Origin of the sequence: Microbispora sp. NPDC049633, assembly GCF_040675265.1 — a bacterium.
Taxonomy (GTDB): Bacteria; Actinomycetota; Actinomycetes; order Streptosporangiales; family Streptosporangiaceae; genus Microbispora; species Microbispora maris.
Map to the genome: position 1 here is coordinate 1 of NZ_JBFAOO010000099.1, position 17,220 is coordinate 17,220.

At 71.7% G+C, this 17,220-nt stretch carries 16 protein-coding genes, 1 pseudogene and 1 riboswitch; of the genes and pseudogenes, 3 read left to right on the forward strand and 14 right to left on the reverse strand.

Going from position 1 to position 17,220, the window contains the following annotated elements:
- A pseudogene (locus AB0J39_RS23905) lies at nt 1-485 on the reverse strand (cytochrome P450); the annotation flags it as partial.
- Nucleotides 486-563: 78 nt separating this feature from the next.
- Nucleotides 564-679: riboswitch (SAM riboswitch) on the forward strand.
- 49 nt (nt 680-728) lie between these two features.
- Between AB0J39_RS23905 and AB0J39_RS23910 the strand changes: the two are divergent.
- Both AB0J39_RS23910 and AB0J39_RS23915 read left to right on the forward strand, forming a co-directional pair.
- A complete protein-coding gene (locus AB0J39_RS23910; protein ID WP_363468334.1) occupies nt 729-2,009 on the forward strand; it encodes an aminotransferase class V-fold PLP-dependent enzyme in 1,281 nt (426 codons plus the stop codon).
- Between the two features lie 367 nt (nt 2,010-2,376).
- Entirely contained in the window at nt 2,377-3,561 is a 1,185-nt protein-coding gene (locus AB0J39_RS23915; protein ID WP_363468336.1) for an NADH-quinone oxidoreductase subunit D, read from the forward strand.
- Between the two features lie 4 nt (nt 3,562-3,565).
- Here AB0J39_RS23915 and AB0J39_RS23920 read toward each other — a convergent pair whose 3' ends face one another.
- From AB0J39_RS23920 to dacB, 11 genes are all read right to left on the reverse strand, one after another.
- The gene (locus AB0J39_RS23920) at nt 3,566-4,015 is read right to left on the reverse strand and encodes a DUF3180 domain-containing protein (protein WP_363468338.1); all 450 of its coding nucleotides are present in this window, start codon (nt 4,013-4,015) and stop codon (nt 3,566-3,568) included.
- A gap of 18 nt (nt 4,016-4,033) precedes the next feature.
- Complete coding sequence (gene folK / locus AB0J39_RS23925) at nt 4,034-4,534, reverse strand: 2-amino-4-hydroxy-6-hydroxymethyldihydropteridine diphosphokinase (RefSeq protein ID WP_363468340.1); 501 nt, start codon at nt 4,532-4,534, stop codon at nt 4,034-4,036.
- Entirely contained in the window at nt 4,531-4,908 is a 378-nt protein-coding gene (gene folB, locus AB0J39_RS23930) for a dihydroneopterin aldolase (protein ID WP_363468342.1), read from the reverse strand. The genes folK and folB overlap by 4 nt, the downstream gene beginning before the upstream one ends.
- A gap of 2 nt (nt 4,909-4,910) precedes the next feature.
- Nucleotides 4,911-5,339 (reverse strand): nuclear transport factor 2 family protein, encoded by a 429-nt coding sequence (locus AB0J39_RS23935; RefSeq protein WP_363468344.1) that lies wholly within the window; start codon nt 5,337-5,339, stop codon nt 4,911-4,913.
- A gap of 22 nt (nt 5,340-5,361) precedes the next feature.
- Nucleotides 5,362-6,234 (reverse strand): dihydropteroate synthase, encoded by an 873-nt coding sequence (gene folP / locus AB0J39_RS23940; RefSeq protein WP_363468346.1) that lies wholly within the window; start codon nt 6,232-6,234, stop codon nt 5,362-5,364.
- A 74-nt stretch (nt 6,235-6,308) separates the two neighbouring features.
- Complete coding sequence (folE, locus tag AB0J39_RS23945; RefSeq protein ID WP_259401572.1) at nt 6,309-6,905, reverse strand: GTP cyclohydrolase I FolE; 597 nt, start codon at nt 6,903-6,905, stop codon at nt 6,309-6,311.
- A gap of 2 nt (nt 6,906-6,907) precedes the next feature.
- A complete protein-coding gene (gene ftsH, locus AB0J39_RS23950; protein ID WP_363468348.1) occupies nt 6,908-8,914 on the reverse strand; it encodes an ATP-dependent zinc metalloprotease FtsH in 2,007 nt (668 codons plus the stop codon).
- Nucleotides 8,915-9,182: 268 nt separating this feature from the next.
- Complete coding sequence (hpt, locus tag AB0J39_RS23955; RefSeq protein ID WP_363468350.1) at nt 9,183-9,740, reverse strand: hypoxanthine phosphoribosyltransferase; 558 nt, start codon at nt 9,738-9,740, stop codon at nt 9,183-9,185.
- Between the two features lie 12 nt (nt 9,741-9,752).
- Nucleotides 9,753-10,757: a tRNA lysidine(34) synthetase TilS gene (gene tilS, locus AB0J39_RS23960; RefSeq protein ID WP_363468352.1), complete on the reverse strand. Its 1,005-nt coding sequence runs from the start codon at nt 10,755-10,757 to the stop codon at nt 9,753-9,755.
- An 80-nt stretch (nt 10,758-10,837) separates the two neighbouring features.
- Complete coding sequence (locus tag AB0J39_RS23965) at nt 10,838-11,887, reverse strand: zinc-dependent metalloprotease (protein WP_363468354.1); 1,050 nt, start codon at nt 11,885-11,887, stop codon at nt 10,838-10,840.
- Between the two features lie 57 nt (nt 11,888-11,944).
- Nucleotides 11,945-13,330, reverse strand: a complete 1,386-nt coding sequence (gene dacB / locus AB0J39_RS23970; protein ID WP_363468356.1) for a D-alanyl-D-alanine carboxypeptidase/D-alanyl-D-alanine-endopeptidase — start codon at nt 13,328-13,330, stop codon at nt 11,945-11,947.
- Nucleotides 13,331-13,416: 86 nt separating this feature from the next.
- On the opposite strand from dacB, the gene AB0J39_RS23975 reads away from it, so the two are divergent.
- Entirely contained in the window at nt 13,417-13,914 is a 498-nt protein-coding gene (locus tag AB0J39_RS23975; RefSeq protein ID WP_363468358.1) for an inorganic diphosphatase, read from the forward strand.
- Here AB0J39_RS23975 and AB0J39_RS23980 read toward each other — a convergent pair whose 3' ends face one another.
- Nucleotides 13,915-15,081: an NlpC/P60 family protein gene (locus tag AB0J39_RS23980; RefSeq protein ID WP_363468360.1), complete on the reverse strand. Its 1,167-nt coding sequence runs from the start codon at nt 15,079-15,081 to the stop codon at nt 13,915-13,917. It lies immediately after the preceding gene.
- Between the two features lie 143 nt (nt 15,082-15,224).
- On the reverse strand, nt 15,225-17,210 hold the full coding sequence (locus tag AB0J39_RS23985; protein WP_363468362.1) for a hypothetical protein: 1,986 nt from the start codon (nt 17,208-17,210) through the stop codon (nt 15,225-15,227).
- Nucleotides 17,211-17,220: the final 10 nt, after the last annotated feature.

The following is a 17,220-nucleotide window of genomic DNA, read 5'->3' on the forward strand; positions in this document are numbered from 1 at the left end:
GTGTTCGGGTGGGCCTCGGCCCCGCCCTGATCGGCGGTGATCCGGTTCCCGGGCTGGGCCGGGGCGCCCCGGCCCGCCGGGTCGCCGCCGCCGCGCTCGACCAGTCCCTCGGTCAGCTCGGTCGCGATCCTGCGCACGCGCGGCCGCAGCGACTCGACCATCCGGGGTGTGAAGGCCTTGGACACCAGACGGCGCAGCCGGGTGTGCACCGGGGGCTCCACGTCGAGCATGCCGGCCCGGACCACCCGCCAGAACGGCTCCTGGAAGTCCGGCTCGGGCTCCCTGCCGAACTCCTCGTGGGCGGCCACGTGCAGGTAGGACCGGCCCAGCCGGCGGTCGCGCAGCAGCGCGTTCACGTCGGCGTGCCGGGCGATCAGCCACTGCCCGGTCGGCTCGAAGAAGCTGACCGGCTCGTTGTCCCGCAGGTCGCGGTAGACGTCGTACGGATGAGCCACGAACTCGGGATTCCAAGGATCAAACTTCACAATGCACACCATAACGGCAAAGCGGCTCTCACCAGCGGGCTTGCCTTCGGGCCCGGATGCCGGGTTATAGTGCGCTCAGGTCATGAGTGCCAGCGTCAAGCCCCGGCTTGCTGGCCGGCAACCCTCGCGCTCGCGGCGGGGTGCCCCGGGTGAGGACCGGGTCCGGCACGAGGTGTGCCGGGCAAGCGCGGGCTCCGCCGTACGACGCCATGGCCGGGGTCCCAGACCCCGAGGAGCTTGGCGTTGTCCGCACTCACCTTCGTCCAGCAGGCCGTCACCCGTGTCACCGAGCCCGACGCCGCCCCCGTACGCCTACCGGCCGTCGTGGGCGCCGGCCTTGAGGTGCCCGTCAGGGGCGGCAGGCTCGTGCCGTACGCGAACTTCGACTACGCGGCGAGCGCGCCCTGTCTCGAGCCGGTCAACGCCGCCGTCGCGGCGGCGTTGCCGGCCTACTCCAGCGTCCACCGGGGCGCGGGCTACGCCTCACAGCTCACCACCGCGCGGTACGAGCAGGCCAGGCACACCGTGCGGGCCTTCGTCGGCGCCCGTCCCGGCGACGCCCTGATCTTCGTGCGCAACACGACCGACGCGATGAACCTGCTGGCCCGCAGCCTGCCCGAGGGCACCACCGTCGTCGTGTTCGACACCGAGCACCACGCCTCGCTGCTGCCCTGGCCCGACGCCGTACGGCTCGCGCCGCCCGCCTTCCCCGGCGAGGCGATCCGGGCGGCCGACGAGGCGCTGGCCGCGATCGAGGGCCCGGCCCTGCTCGTCGTGACCGCCGCCTCCAACGTCACGGGCGAGCTGTGGCCGATCGCCGGGCTGGCCCACGTCGCCCACCGGCACGGCGCGCGCATCGCCGTGGACGCGGCCCAGTTCGTCCCCCATCGCGGGCTCAACCTCGCCGCGCTCGACCTCGACTACGTGGCGTTCTCCGGGCACAAGCTCTACGCCCCCTTCGGCGCCGGGGTGCTCGTGGGCCGCCCCGACTGGCTCGCCGACGCCGATCCGTACCTGCGCGGCGGCGGAGCCGTACGGTCCGTGGGCGAGACGGTGGACTGGAGCGACGACCCCGAGACGCGGCACGAGGCCGGCACCCCCAACGTGCTCGGCGCGATCGCGCTCGCCGCCGCCTGCGACGCGCTGGCCACGACCGGCTGGATCGCGCTGGTCCAGGAGGAGGAGCGGCTGCTCGCCCGCCTGCGCGCCGGGCTCGCCACGATCCCCGGTGTACGCGAGCTGTCCCTGTGGGGCCCCGACCACCCGCGCGTCGGCATCGTGTCGTTCGCCGTGGAGGGCCGCACGGCGCGAGAGGTCGCCGAGACGCTGTCGGCCGAGCACGGCATCGGCGTCAGGGACGGCAAGTTCTGCGCCCACCCCTTCGTCCGCCATCTCCTCGGCGGGGACGACGCCGGCTGCGCCGACGGCACGGTGAGCGCCGTACGCGCCTCGATCGGCATCGGCACCACCGAGGAGCACGTCGACCGCCTCATCGAGGCCCTTCGCGAGATCGCCGCCGCCTGAAGACGGCAGGTCGGTTCTGGGAACCTCGCCCAAGAGCTCCCCGATCAAGCGGCATCCGTCGACTTCTCGCTGACGGCCAGACGCAGCGTCCGATCACCGAAGTCGACGACCAGGTCCAAGCGGGCCCCGAGCGCCTCCCTCGTGCAGTTCCCGCTCGAGGTCGGCCCAGTCCCCTGGCACCCTCTTCGGCATGTTCACTCCGCCCGTCGCCGGTGTAGTCGAGGTGAAGAAGAGCACCCTCCCCAAAATCAAGGCTGGCCTTAAGTCGAGCAGCAGGCTACTGCCGTCGGCATGAGGCGGTGGTCGAGTTCGTCTGATGCCTTCGCCGTCTTCGCGGGCGCGTGATGAGCGTGAAAGCATGGAGGGCATGACGACCGAGCAGGAGGGCGGGCGCACCGAACGCATCGTGGGACTCGGCGCGGGAGCCGACGCCGTGCAGGCGAGGGAGCTGGCCACCGAGGACATGATCCTCAACATCGGCCCGCAGCACCCGTCCACCCACGGCGTGCTGCGGCTGCGGCTCGTCCTCGACGGCGAGCGCATAACGGCCGCCGAGCCGATCGTCGGCTACATGCACCGCGGCGCGGAGAAGCTGTTCGAGGTGCGCGACTACCGGCAGATCATCGTGCTGGCCAACCGGCACGACTGGCTGTCGGCGTTCGCCAACGAACTGGGCGTGGTGCTCGCGGTCGAGCGCATGCTCGGCATGCAGCCGCCGCCCAGGGCGGTGTGGGCCAGGACACTGCTGGCCGAGCTCAACCGCGTGCTCAGCCACCTGATGTTCCTCGGCAGCTATCCCCTGGAGCTCGGCGCCATCACCCCGGTCTTCTACGCCTTCCGCGAGCGGGAGACCCTGCAGCACGTCATGGAGGAGATCTCCGGCGGACGCATGCACTACATGTTCAACCGGGTGGGCGGGCTGAAGGAGGAGCTGCCGCTGGGCTGGCTCGACCGCGTCACCGCCGCCGTCGCGGCCGTGCGCCGGCGGCTGCCCGACATCGAGGAACTGATCTCCGGCAACGAGATCTTCCTGGCCCGCACCCGCGGCGTCGGCGTGCTCGACCGCGAGACGATCATGCAGTACGGCGTGAGCGGCCCGATCGCGCGGGCCTCCGGCGTGGACTTCGACCTGCGGCGCGACGAGCCCTACCTCGCGTACGGCGAGCTGCCGGTGAAGGTCGTGACCCGGTCCGCCGGGGACTGCCAGGCCCGGTTCCAGGTGCTGCTCGAACAGGTCAAGGTCTCCCTCGACCTCGCCGACGCCTGCGTCGAGCGCCTGCGGCACCTGCCGCCCGGACCGATCAACCAGCGGCTGCCGAAGGTGCTGAAGGCCCCCGAAGGTCACACGTACGCCTGGACGGAGAACCCGCTCGGCCTGAACGGCTACTACCTCGTGTCACGCGGAGAGAAGACGCCGTGGCGGCTCAAGCTGCGCAGCGCCTCCTACAACAACATCCAGGTGCTGCGGGAGATGCTGCCGGGCAACCTGGTCGCCGACATGATCGCGATCCTCGGCTCGATGTTCTTCGTCGTCGGCGACATCGACAAGTAAGGGATCAGGTCTCCCCCGACGGCTTGCCGGGCACCCGGCAGCAGTGTTCGAGGAACAGCGCCGCGCAGACCAGGATCACGCAGGCCAGGAACGACCCGCCGCCGACGAACGCGTCCTGCCGGGGCTTGTCCAGGTCGAGCAGGTCCAGCACGCGCAGCACGAACCCGGCGAAGACGCCGCCGAACGCCGCCCCCGCGTACGCCGTGGCCTTGGCCAGCGCCGTCAGACGGGCGACGGCGAGCGGCTCGACGGGCTTGGTGCTGGGGCGGCGCAGGATCCTCGCCCGGGTCAGCCAGCCCGTGTACGCCTCGCCGACGGCCAGCAGCAGCGTGGTGGGGATCGCGGTCCACGGCAGGGTCGGCAACATGGAGTAGAACTGCCGCAGCAGCCCCCAGGTGAGCAGGGCGAACACGACCACCAGACCGACGAGCACGCCGGGATTGCTGGGCTTCACGCGGGGACTCCTCGTCGATCAGACCGGGGGTTCGAGCACGAGGTCGGTGCGCAGCCGCACTCCGCTCTGGTCCGTGTCGGCCAGCAGGGCCGCGACCGAGCCGCGCCCGGGCAGCACCGCCGCCGGATCGGCCTGCGCCCACGGGACCAGGACGAACGCCCGCTCATGCGCCCGGGGGTGCGGGAGCGTGAGCTCGGGGTCGTCGGACATCAGGTTGCCGACCGCGATGAGGTCCACGTCGAGCGTCCTCGGCCCCCACCGCTCCTTGCGCTCGCGGCCGAAGGCGGTCTCGACGCTCTGCGCGCGGTCGAGCAGCGTGCGGGGGTCGAGCATGCTCTCGGCGACCACCACCGCGTTCAGGTACGGGCCCTGCTCGGGCCCGCCGACCGGATCGGTCTCGTAGACCGGCGACACCGCCACGAACGTGAGGCCGGGGGCGTCGAACAGCGAGTCGAGGGCCCCCTGGAGGTTGTCGATACGGCGGCCGAGGTTGCTGCCGAGCGCGATCACGACCCTCATGCGCGCCCCCTTCTGATCGTCACCACCACGTCGTCGAACGGCAGCGGGATCGGCGCCGCCGGTTTGTGCACGCTGACCTCCGCCTCCTCGACCAGCTCGTGGGCCAGGCAGGCCGCCGCCAGCCGCTCGGCGAGGGTCTCGATGAGGTTGACCGGCTCGCCCTCCACGATGCGGACGAGCTCTCCCGCCAGTGCCCCGTAGTCGACCGTGAGGGTCAGGTCGTCGGCCGCGGCCGCCGGGGCGGTGTCGAAGCGCAGGGCCACGTCGACCACGAACTCCTGGCCCAGCTCGCGCTCGGCGGGCAGGCAGCCGTGCCTGCCGCGGGCCCGCAGGCCCGTCAACCGCACCGTGTCACGACTGGTCGTCGGCCGCACCGTCAATGCTCCTGCTCCTCCTCGTCGTCGTCGTCGCTCTGGAGGACCGGTGAGCCGTGGTAGAGCCACAGCCGCCACCCGGTTCCCGTGCGCACGTAGGTGCTGGACGCGACGACCCGGCCGGCCGCGAAGCCCGGCTCGTCGGTGTCGGCGGCCGTCAGGATGTTCTCCGCGCAGGTGACCACGGCGACGTCCCCGAGCACGGTCGTCTGCACGTCGGTCAGCACGAACTGGATGTACGGCGTATTGGCCATGATGAGCGCCCACGAGCGGAGCACCTCCGACCGTCCGGTCAGCATGGGCCAGCCGGGATGGACGCACATGGCCGGACGTCCCGGGACGTCCTCGATCCAGATCTCCGACATCGCGTCGAGGTCGCCGCTCTCGATGGCGTTGTAGAACGCCTGGTTGAGCTCCTCGATGTCCTTCATCGGCGTCCCTGTCGGCATCTCGTCACCGGCCCTCGTCAGCGTGTCGTACGCCTGCTGCCCGCCAGGCTGCGGCCACACGCACCGCATCGGCGTTCGGCCGCACCCGGTGCACCCGCACGCACCAGGCGCCGGCCCGCGCCGCGAGCGCGGTGACGGCGAGCGTGGCGTCGTCGCTCCCGTCGAACGGCCTGGGTTCGCCGTCCGGCCCCGCGAGCAGGCGGCCGAGGAAGCGTTTGCGCGACGCTCCGATCAGCAACGGACGGCCGAGGCGGTTCAGCTCGTCGATGCCGGCCAGCAGGGCCCAGTTGTGCTCGGCGTTCTTGGAGAACCCGAGACCGGGATCGAGCACGATCTGCTCCTCCCGCACTCCCTCGGCCAGCACGGAGTCGACCCGCTTGCGCAGCTCCTCCGCCACCTCGGTCACGACGTCGCCGTAGATGGCCCGGCTCTCCATGTCGCTGCTGTGCCCGCGCCAGTGCATCACGACGTACGGCACACCGGTCGCGGCCACCACCCGCGGCATGGCGGGGTCGGCCAGCCCGCCGCTCACGTCGTTGACGAGCTTCGCCCCGGCCTCGACGGCCGCCTCGGCCACCTCCGCGCGCATGGTGTCGACGCTGACGGTCACGCCTTCCCGGCTGAGCGCGCGGATCACCGGCTCGACGCGGCGGAGCTCCTCCTCCAGGGAGACGCGGGCCGCACCCGGACGGGTGGACTCTCCGCCCACGTCCACGATGTCGGCGCCCTCGGCCACCAGGTCGAGGCCGTGCCTGATCGCGATGTCGGCGTCGAACCACTGCCCGCCGTCGGAGAAGGAGTCGGGGGTCACGTTGACCACGCCCATGACCAGACAGCGCCCAGACTCGGGCATACCGGGCACACTTGCTGCGGTCATGGGGTCAAGACTAGTGCCATGAGGCATGGTGCCCGTCGGGCAGGAGTGCCGTCCCAACCGGCCCTCGCCCGCGCTCAGCCGCGCAGGATCAGCGACATGGCCTCGGCCCGGGTCGCCTCACAGGTGCGGAAATCGCCGCGGACGGCCGAGGTGAGCGTCTTGGCGCCGGGTTTGCGCACACCGCGCATGGTCATGCACATGTGCTCGGCCTCGATCACCACGATCACTCCCCGGGGTTCGAGGACCTTCATCAGGCCGTCGGCGATCTGGGAGGTCATCCGCTCCTGGACCTGCGGCCGGCGGGCGTAGACGTCCACCAGCCTGGCCAGTTTGGACAGGCCGGTGATGCGGCCCTTCTCGTTCGGGGTGTAGCCGATGTGGGCCACGCCGTGGAACGGGAGCAGATGGTGCTCGCAGGTGGACATCACCTCGATGTCCTTGACGAGCACCATCTCGTCGTGGTCCGCGTCGAACATCGTGGTCAGCGCGTCCTCGGGGCGCTGGCCGAGCCCGGCGAACTGCTCGGCGAACGCCCTCGCCACCCGGGCGGGGGTGTCCCGGAGTCCATCGCGATCGGGGTCCTCCCCGATCGCGAACAGGATCTCCCGGACCGCCTTCTCGATCCGATCGTGATCGAAGCCGGGGGGCGGCCCCACCATGGGTTCGGCCATGGTCAGGCCTCGTCCCGCTGCGCCGACTGGTCGTTGGCCCACGGCGTCGAGCCGGTCCCGCCGGCGGGCAGCGCCTGGCCGTTGCCGTTGGCGCGCTCCTTCGGGGTGATGACCGGAGGACGGTCGGACGGCAGGCGCTTGCCGTATCCGGCGTACGAGGGGCGCTTCTCCTTGGGCACGACGGGCGAGAAGATCTGGAGGACCTGCTCCCGGGAGAGCGTCTCCTTCTCCATCAGTTCGAGCACGAGGTTGTCGAGCACGTCGCGGTACTGGACGAGGATCTCCCACGCCTGGTCGTGCGCGCTCTCGATGAGGCGGCGGACCTCCTCGTCGATCGCCGAGGCGATCTGCTCGGAGTAGTCGCGCTCGTGGCCCATCTCACGGCCGAGGAAGACCTCGCCGTTGCCGCTGCCGAACTTGCGGGCGCCGAGCCGCTCGCTCATGCCGTACTCGGTGACCATGCGGCGGGCGATCGAGGTCGCCTTCTCGATGTCGTTGGACGCGCCGGTGGTGGGCTCGTGGAAGACGAGCTCCTCCGCCGTGCGGCCGCCGAGCAGCATGGCGAGCTGGTCCATCATCTCGGACCGGGTCGCCAGGAACTTGTCCTCCATCGGCAGCGTCATCGTGTAACCGAGCGCGCGGCCGCGGGACAGGATCGTGATCTTGTGGACCGGGTCGGAGTTGGGCAGCGCGTGGGCCACCAGGGCGTGGCCGCCCTCGTGGTACGCGATGATCTTCTTCTCCTGGTCCGACATGACCCGGGACTTACGCTCGGGACCGGCCATCACGCGGTCGATCGACTCCTCCAGGAGCGACATCGTGATGAGCTTCTGGTCCTGGCGGGCGGTCAGCAGGGCCGCCTCGTTGATCACGTTGGCGAGGTCGGCGCCGGTGAAGCCGGGGGTCCTGCGGGCGATCACGTCGAGGTCGACGTCCGAGGCGAACGGCTTGCCGCGGCCGTGGACGCGCAGGATGCCCTTGCGGCCCTCCAGGTCGGGCCGGTCGATGACGACCTGCCGGTCGAAGCGGCCGGGACGCAGCAGGGCGGGGTCGAGGATGTCGGGGCGGTTGGTGGCGGCGATGAGGATCACGCCGCCCTTGACGTCGAAGCCGTCCATCTCGACGAGGAGCTGGTTCAGCGTCTGCTCACGCTCGTCGTGGCCGCCGCCGAGGCCCGCGCCGCGGTGCCGGCCGACGGCGTCGATCTCGTCGATGAAGATGATCGCCGGGGCGTTCGCCTTGGCCTGCTCGAACAGGTCGCGGACGCGGGAGGCGCCGACGCCGACGAACATCTCGACGAAGTCGGAACCGGAGATCGAGTAGAACGGCACGCCCGCCTCACCCGCGACGGCGCGCGCGAGCAGCGTCTTGCCGGTGCCGGGCGGGCCGTACAGCAGCACGCCCTTGGGGATCTTCGCTCCGATGGCCTGGAACTTGGCCGGCGCCTGGAGGAACTCCTTGATCTCCTGGAGCTCCTCGATGGCCTCGTCGGCCCCCGCCACGTCGGCGAAGGTGGTCTTCGGGGTGTCCTTGGTGATCAGCTTGGCCCGCGACTTGCCGAAGTTCATGACCCGGGAGCCGCCGCCCTGCATCTGGTTCATGATGAACAGGAAGAGCAGGACGACGATGATGATCGGCAGGAAGCTGACCAGCAGGCTCACGAGGAAGTTCTGCTTCGGCACCTCGACCGTCCAGCCCTGACTGGGCTTGGCCTGGTCGAGCGCCTGCGCGAGCTGGACGCCCTGACCCTCGACCCAGGGGGCCTGGATGCGGTCGGTCGTCTTGCCCGCGACCTCGATGGGTTTGTTCAGCGTCAGCTCGACTCGCTGGTCCTTGTCGACCACGGTCGCGCTCTTGACATTGCCCTGCTGGATCTGCTGGACGACCGTCGAGGTGTCAGCGGTGGCGTAGTTGCCGTCTCCGCCGAACATCGTGGTGACGAGCAGGAGAAGCAATACGATGCCCAGGATCCACAGCAGTGGGCCACGTGTAAATCGCTTGAGATCCATCCGTTGCGGAACCCCGGCGGGCCCGTCCCTTCCTGACCAAGGCCTGCCCCGGGAGAACCCGGGGTCGCGGCATCCCTTACCGCTCCTTCTGGCTACCGCGGGCCGACCTTAGCGGCCTCCCACGGATATCCGAAGGTACACCCGGCAGCCGCGTCGGGTAACTGCCCGAGCGGCTCCGGCTTTGCCTTTCCAACGTACGTCAGCCAGCCCCGTGTTCCCCGACCTGGCGCCCAATAACGCCCGATTGGAGGGTCACTTCGCTAAGGGCTTACTCCCCTCCGTACACATGAGGCGCAAGAGTCCCGATGAACGGCAGGTTGCGATACTGCTCCGCGTAATCGAGACCGAACCCGATGACGAACTCGTTGGGGATGTCAAAACCTACGTAACGGACGTCCAACTCCACCTTCACCGCGTCCGGCTTGCGCAGAAGGGTGCAGATCTCCACGGACGCCGGGTTGCGCGACTTCAGGTTGTTCATCAGCCACGAAAGCGTCAGCCCGGAGTCGATGATGTCCTCGACCACGAGCACGTGCCGGCCGGCGATGTCGGTGTCGAGGTCCTTCAGCACCCGCACGACACCGGACGATTTGGTCCCGGCGCCGTACGAGGAGACGGCCATCCAGTCCATCTGCACGGGCACGTGCAGCGCGCGGGCGAGGTCGGCCATGACCATGACCGCCCCCTTGAGCACGCCGACGATCAACAGTTCCCTGCCGGCGTAGTCGGCGTCGATCTGACCCGCCAGCTCCTTGATCTTCTCCTGCAGCTCCTGCTCGGAGATGAGGACTCTGGAGAGGTCCTTGCCCATGTCGGCTGCGTCCACCTGGGGTTTTCCTTACGCGAGCGAGAGGTTGTCCACGGCGAACACAAGGGTGCCACAGCGCCTCACCACCCCTACCCCCCCGGGTAGGTCCACCCCCTTCTGCCCGTGCCAGCCGGTCACCAGCCGCTCGACCGCCTCGATGTGCACGGCCGCGAGCGCGGCGGCGTTCGCCCCGGCCTCGACGGCCGCCCGCTGGATGACCCGCCGCCGCACCGCCCCCGGCACGCCGGCCAGCACGGTCACGTCCAGTTCCCCGCCGGGGCCCCGCGACTCGGCGTGGACGCTGTCCGCCCACTCGTCCAGGGCGTCGGCGTCGTCGCGGCACAACCGCGCCGTACGGGCCAGCGCCTCGGCGATCCCCGGCCCCAGCGCGGCCTCCAGCGCCGGAAGTGCGTCGCGCCGCACCCGCACCCTGGTGTACGCGGGATCGTCGTTGTGCGGATCGTCCCAGGGCCGCAGGCCGAGGGCGTCGCAGGCCTGCCTGGTCCGCTCGCGGCCGAGCCCCAGCAGGGGGCGCCGGTAGATCCCGGTGACCTCCGCCATGCCGGACAGCGACCGCGTGCCGCTGCCCCGGGCCAGGCGCAGCAGCACGGTCTCCGCCTGGTCGTCGCGGGTGTGACCGAGCAGGACCGCGGTGGCGCCCAGCCGGCCGGCGGCGGCGGACAGCGCGGCGTAGCGGGCCTCCCGCGCCGCGGCCTCGGGGCCCCCGGCCGTGCCGACCGTGACGGTCAGCGCCTCGGCCGGGTCGAGACCGAGCGAGTGCGCGAGCCGTACGACGTCGCGGGCGCGCGCGGCCGAGCCCTCCTGCAGGCCGTGGTCGACGGTGAGCAGCCCGGCGCGCAGGCCGAGGCGCGGGGCCGCGAAGCCGGTGGCCGCCGCCAGCGCCAGCGAGTCGGCGCCGCCGCTGCAGGCCACGAGGACGAGCGGCGGCTCCACCACGTCTCGCGGGACGGCGAGGTCCGCGAGCGAGAGCCGTACGGCACGGCGGACGTCGGCGACGGCGGGATGCGGGCCCATGCCGCCATTCTGGCGGCGCCGCTCGCGGGCCGGGTAACACCCCGGCCCGGCCGCCGCCCTACCAGGGCGGTGGAGTGGGGTCAGGCGGAGGTGAGGACGCGGGACATCCAGGCGTGCGGGTCGGCGATCTCCTGGCGGTCGGGCAGGGTCTCCGGCGAGGTCCACACCTTGTTGAACGACTCCATGCCGGCCTCGTCCACGACGGTGCGCACGAAATGGGAGCCCTCGGCGTACTGCTTCATCTTGAGCTCGATGCCGAGCAGCCGGCGGACGAGCTGGTCGAAGCGCGAGCCGCCCTCGCGGCGGCGCTGGAACTTGGCGCGGATCTCGGCGACCGACGGCACGACGGACGGGCCCACCGCGTCCATGACGTAGTCGCCGTGCCCCTCCACCAGCGTCATCACTGCCGTCACCCGGTCGAGCACGGCCTTCTGCTCGGGCGTCTGGATGGCCTCGATGAGGTTGCCTTCGCCGCCCCTGAAGGCGTCGGCCACCGCGTCGGAGGCCGCGCGCAGGCGCTCCAGCAGGGTCGTCAGGTCCATCTCGGACGCGAGGAGGAACTCGGTCATCTGGCCGCGGACGTACTCCCGCAGCCAGGGGACGCCGGTGAACTGCACCCGGTGGGTCTCCTCGTGCAGGCACACCCACAGGCGGAAGTCGCGGGGATCGACGCCCAGCTCGCGCTCGGCGTGCACGATGTTGGGCGCCACCAGCGTCAGCCGCCCGGTCGGGGCGTTGCCCGAGGGGTCGGGCGGGAGGAACAGTTCGTACTGCCCGAGCACCCGCGAGGCGAGGAAGGCGAGCACCGCGCCGACCTCGAGCCCGGTGATGCGCGAGCCGACCGCGCCGACGACCGCCGGCATGTTCGACATCTTCTGCGTCAGCGGCTCCAGGACAACCCGGAAGCCGTCCACGTTCGCGCGGATCCACCCGGGGCGGTCGACCACGGTCGCCGCCTCCGGAGGCGCGGAGTCGATGCGGGTGAACTCCCGCACGTGCCCCTCGGCGTCCCGCGACAGCCGCCGCAGTTCGAGGACCGCCTGCCTGGCCTCCTCGCGGCTCACCTGAGGGCCGGGGCGCACGAGGCGCACCCCGGTCGAGACGGCCAGATCCCAGTCGATCACCTGCATACCCACCACCGTACGTTCTTCGCCTGCTCGCCGCGCATGCGACGGCGAGGGGGACGGTCAGCTCTGGGAGACGATCGTGGCCATCTTGTCGAGCGCGGCGATCGCCTCCGGCGGGTTGGCCACCTGGTCGGCCATGAACGCGAAGGTCAGCAACCGGCCGTCGGAGGTGTACGCGATGCCTGCCAGGGTGTTCACCCCGTTCAAAGTGCCCGTCTTCGCGCGTACCAATCCGGCGCCTGCCTTCGAATCGGACTTCTCATAGCGGTTGTGCAGAGTCCCGGTGAATCCCGCGACCGGCAGACCGCTGATCAGCGAGTGCAGCTCCGGATGGGCGGAGGACGCCGCCACTGCCAGGATGCGGGCGAGGGCGGTCGGCGTGATCCGGTTCTTCGTGGAGAGCCCGCTGCCGTCGTGGACCTCCACGCCGCCGGTCACGCCGAGGCGGGTGAGCACGCGCCGGACCGCCGCGGGCACGCCCTCGAAGGTGTGCGGGAGACCCTCCTTGACGGCCGCCTGGCGGGCGAGCGCCTCGGCCAGGTCGTTGTCACTGTGCGTGAGCATCCGCTCGACGAGCGCGTAGACCGGCCCGGACTCGACCCGGGCCAGTTCCTGCGCGGTGGGCGCCGCCTTGGCCGAGTCGACCTTCTTGCCCACCTTGATGCCGTTCTTCCTGAGCAGCGACGCGAACGCGTCGGCGGTCGCCCGCGCCGGGTCCGGATAGCGCGCGCCGTTGCGTGCCCGGCCCTCGTCCATCATGAGCGCGGCCACGGGGGCGACGCTGCCCTCCGGGATGTACGTCGGCTTCCAGCCCGGCGCCGTCCGCGGCCCGGTGAACAGCGAGGTGTCGTACGACAGGTCCACCGAGGCGAGGTTCGCCGCCTTGAGCGCCTTGGCCGTGCTCGCGGCGAGCCGGGCTAGCGACGCCGGCCGCGGATAGATGCGCTTCTGCTCCGCGGCGCCGGTGGCCGGGCCGGCCAGGGTGGGGTCGCCGCCGCCGACCAGGACGATCGACGTGGCGGAGGTCCCCCGCACGACCCGGGTGGCCAGGCGGGCGTCCGGCCCCACCGTGGCCAGCACCGTCAGCGCGGTGACCACCTTGGTGGTCGAGGCCGGGGTGATGGCGGTGCCCGAGCGGCCGTCGTATATCGGTTCTCCCGTGACGGCGTCGAGCACGATCCCGGCCACGCTGCCGCCCAGTGCGGGGTCACCCATCGCAGCGGCGAGGCGGGTGGTCAAAGTACCCTTGGCGGGAAGAGCCCCGTCCCCCGCCGCGGCCAGAACCGGACCCGCGGTCACCAGGGGGATCGGGGTCGGCTTCGGAGACGCGACCGGAGCCGGGGTCCTGTCGGCGTCATGGGTGACCAAATAAGTGCCCGCGAGGACGACGAAGATCTGCAGCAGGGCGAGGGTGGCCACCACCATCCACCGCTCACGTCGCACCACTACGCCCTCATTTCGCGCCGACCCTGACCACGCCTACGAGACATTAACGCCCACCCGGGAGACCGGGGACTCATGCGGAGGAACGAGTGGAGTTCGACGTTGTCGTTGAGATTCCCAAGGGACAACGGAACAAGTACGAGGTTGACCACAAGACCGGCCGCATACGTCTGGATCGCCTGCTTTTCACCTCGACCCAGTACCCCGCCGACTACGGGTTCATCGAGAACACCCTCGGCGAGGACGGCGACCCGCTCGACGCGCTCGTCCTGCTCCAGGAGCCGACCTTTCCCGGCTGTCTGATCAGCTGCCGTGCGGTCGGGATGTTCCGGATGACCGACGAGAAGGGCGGCGACGACAAGGTCCTGTGCGTCCCGGCGACCGATCCGCGGATGGAGCACATCCGCGACATCCACCACGTCGCCGAGTTCGACCGGCTGGAGATCCAGCACTTCTTCGAGGTCTACAAGGACCTGGAGCCCGGCAAGTCCGTCGAGGGCGCCAACTGGGTCGGGCGCGTCGAGGCCGAGGCCGAGATCCTCGCGAGCATCAAGCGGTTCCAGGAGACCGGGCACCAGGAGCACTGATCAGCCGGGCCGGGTGGCGCCGACGAGATCATGGCGCCAGATGGGCGAGATGCGCACCACGTCCCCCGTCTGGGGGGCGTGGACCATCATGCCGCGCCCGATGTAGATGCCCACGTGATGGATGGTGCCGGGATTGCGGCTCAACCGGCCGTAGAAGATGAGATCGCCGGTGCGCAGTTCCTTGAGGGGGACGTGCCGTCCCGAGGTCCACTGCGTGCCGGTCCAGTGATCGAGTGACACTCCGGCCCGCTGCCAGGCCCGCATCGTCAGCCCCGAGCAGTCGAACCCCGACGGGCCCGCGGCGGCCCACACGTACGGCTTGCCGATCTGTTTGAGCGCCCACTGGGCGGCCTGCTGGCCGGGCCCCGACCCGAGCCGCCCCGTCCACGCCGGCACCGCCAGGCTTCTGCGGACGGGGAGGGAGACCCTCCTGGCGGACTGCCGGGCCTTGGTCCTGGCCTGTTTCAGCTCGTCCACACGGTCACGGGCGACCTCCAGCCGTTTGGAGATCTCCGCTTTCTCCTGCTCGAAGCGCTGGGTCTGTTCGAGCTGTTCCTCGACGGCCCGCTGTGCCGCGTCCTTCGCCTGCCGCACCTCGTCGGCGCTGCGCGACTGCTCGGAGTAGGCGCGGGCCGCCTGTTCTCGGAGGATCTCGAAGACCTGCTGCGCGTCTTCCAGGCGTTGCAGCGTGGCGACCTGTTCGTCGCCCAGCTGCGTCAGCACGCTCGCTCTTCGCAGGAAGCCGCGCATGTCGCTCAGGCCGCCGAGCATCGCCGCGGTGGACGGCGACAGCCGCAGCCCGCCGTACGCTTCGGCCACCCTCGCGGCCACCTCGCCGCGCAGCCGCTCGACCTGGCCGGCCGCCTGGCGGGCCCGCCGCGCCGACTGCTCGTACGCGGTACGCGCCTGCTCGAGCTGGACGAGCTCCCCGTTGTAGGCCTCCACGAGCCGCTCGGCCTCGGCGTTCAGCGTCTCCTTGCCGGCCTGCGCGGCCGCGAGATCGGCCTCGGCCCTGCCCAGTTCCCGTACGCGCTCCTGCACCTGCTGCCGCGCCTTGGCGACGTCCTTGGCCGACGGCTTCGGATCGGCTCCGGCCGGCGCCCCCAAGGTCAGGACGAGGCTTGACCCGAGCCCGGCGACCAGCCCCGACGCTCTGAGGAGTGGCATTACTTCCCCTTCCTTGCTCCACTCCCCTCACTTCCCGGCGACTACTCTCCGTACACATCTAAGCCACGCCTAGTAATCGACCTATGTGGTGGGTCGTCCCGATAAGGCAGGGAAAGAGGTGGGCCGGTGTCCGAAAGGACCCTCTATGTGGCCTTCGGGGCGGCCGCGGCCGAGCCGCCGGCGGGACCGTGCCCGCCTCCGGATCCTCCGGGACGTCCGGCTCCTCCGGGCCCGCCGGGGCTTCCGGCCGCGGGGCCGCCGGTCGCGCCACGATGCCCGGCGTCTTCCGGGGCGTCTTCCCGGGCGCGTACGTCCGGCGGATAGCCGTCCCTGCCGCGGCCCGGGCCGTCACGGCGCGAGCCGTCCCCGCCGGACTCACCGCGGGCGGTCTCTCCGCGGCCCGGGCGCTCGTGGGCGGCGCCGCCGTACCGGGCGGGCCGCGGCCCGGGGAGGGATCGGCCACCGTCTCCGGCGCTCCGGGCCTCGCGCCCACCGCCGTGCCCACCGCCGTGCCCACCGCCGTGCCCACCGCCGTGTCCTCCGCGTACGGGCGGAACGGCCGGGGGCCAGGCATGGTCACCGGAGGGCCCGCGGGACGGCGCGGGGGTCGGCGGGCACTCCCGGTGGGGACGGGGGTGGTGCTGGTGGTCGCGCCAGGGCGGGCGGTGTCCCGGCCAGTGCGCCGGCGGTGGCCCGCCCCTCGGCGGCCGGCCGGAGCCGGGACCGCCGGAGCCCTGCCCATCGGAGCCGGAGCCGCCGGGGCTCGGCTCGGTGCCGGGAGTGACGGGAGTGATGGTGGGCACGGGTGTCGGGCCGGACGGCGAGCCCCCCGGATTCGGCACGGTGGCGGACGGCCCGCCGGAGGGGCGCACGGACGGTCGCACCGGCGATCCCACTGGTGGTCTCATCGGCGGCCCGGGACGGTGCGGCCGTCCGGCGGAGGGTGGCGCGGGTGGGGGCAGGGGCGCCGGGCGCGGCAGGGCGACCGGCCTCACGGGCGCGACAGGCGCGACGGGCTCGGCCAGATCCCGGGAGGCCGGGGGCGCGGGCGAGCGCCCTGCCACCTTCTCGGCCGCGTCCTCGGATCCCTCCCCTGACGCGGTGCCGGCGGACGGGCTGACCGGGGCCTCGGCCGTGGGGAGCCGATGCGGGGCGATCGTGTCGGCGGCCTGCTCGCGCAGATCCCCGGCGAACTGGGCGAACACGAGCGCGATCGTCGCCACCGCCGCCAGCGCGGCCACTGCGCCGGCCACGGCCTGCGCCAGCCGGCCCTCGCGGCGGCCGGCCCTCGGGAAGCCCGCGGCGTTCAGCCTGCCCACGCGCTTGGCGACGTAGCGCCGGTAGGGCACGAGCTCGGGGTCGATGAAGCTGCTGAGCACCCGCACCCGCAGCGTCTCGGGCAGGGCGACCTGGGGGAGCAGCCCGAACACCTTGGCCGCGGAGACCTGCCGGACACGCTGACGTCCGCAGGTCTCGCACCGCGCGAGGTGCCGGATCAGCTGGGCCCGTGCCTGCGGGGTGAGCTCTCCCGTGAACCCCGCGAGGACGGCGGACGCCCGCTCGCAGTCGTGAGCGGCGCGCCTGGCCAGGATCTCGGCGGTCAGCGTCTCTCGCAGGCGTTCGGTGGCCGCGTCGAGGAGCCCTTCGGCGTACCGCTCGCCCGTGCCGAGCACGGCGGCCAGGTCCTGGCCGGTCATCCCGTGCCTGGCGGTGAGTTCGAGCACCTCCCGGTCCTCGGGGGACAGCGCCCCCACGGCGCTGCCGGCGACGGTGCGCAGGTCGGTCCCTTCGGCCGTCGCGCCGTCGGCCGCGATGCCGGGGAAGGGCACGGTGGCGACGGGAATCGGCCCGGTGCCGGGATCGTCCTCCGGTCCGGGCGTGTGGCGGCGCATGCACTCGCCCCTGGCCAGGGCGTACAGCCAGGGACGGAACCCGTGCGGATCGGCCAGCGAGCCGACGAGGGCCTCCGCGGCGATCAGCGTGTCACGCAGCGCGACCTGGGCGGCGTCGGGCCCGGCCAGCAACGTGCGGCAGTACCGGTAAAGGTTCTCCGCGTATGTGTCGTAAAGGGCGGCCAGCGCTCCCGGATCCCGGGCTCGCAACGCCTCGACCAGGACGCCATCATTCATATAACGGAGC

Bases quoted from the DNA above. Each gene is read 5' to 3' on its own strand.
- AB0J39_RS23915 (WP_363468336.1), top strand. From the start codon at position 2,377: ATGACGACCGAGCAGGAGGGCGGGCGCACCGAACGCATCGTGGGACTC.
- folK (WP_363468340.1), bottom strand. From the start codon at position 4,534: ATGAGGGTCGTGATCGCGCTCGGCAGCAACCTCGGCCGCCGTATCGAC.
- AB0J39_RS23935 (WP_363468344.1), bottom strand. From the start codon at position 5,339: ATGAAGGACATCGAGGAGCTCAACCAGGCGTTCTACAACGCCATCGAG.
- folP (WP_363468346.1), bottom strand. From the start codon at position 6,234: ATGACCGCAGCAAGTGTGCCCGGTATGCCCGAGTCTGGGCGCTGTCTG.
- folE (WP_259401572.1), bottom strand. From the start codon at position 6,905: ATGGCCGAACCCATGGTGGGGCCGCCCCCCGGCTTCGATCACGATCGG.
- ftsH (WP_363468348.1), bottom strand. From the start codon at position 8,914: ATGGATCTCAAGCGATTTACACGTGGCCCACTGCTGTGGATCCTGGGC.
- tilS (WP_363468352.1), bottom strand. From the start codon at position 10,757: ATGGGCCCGCATCCCGCCGTCGCCGACGTCCGCCGTGCCGTACGGCTC.
- AB0J39_RS23965 (WP_363468354.1), bottom strand. From the start codon at position 11,887: ATGCAGGTGATCGACTGGGATCTGGCCGTCTCGACCGGGGTGCGCCTC.
- AB0J39_RS23980 (WP_363468360.1), bottom strand. From the start codon at position 15,081: ATGCCACTCCTCAGAGCGTCGGGGCTGGTCGCCGGGCTCGGGTCAAGC.
- AB0J39_RS23985 (WP_363468362.1), bottom strand. From the start codon at position 17,210: ATGAATGATGGCGTCCTGGTCGAGGCGTTGCGAGCCCGGGATCCGGGA.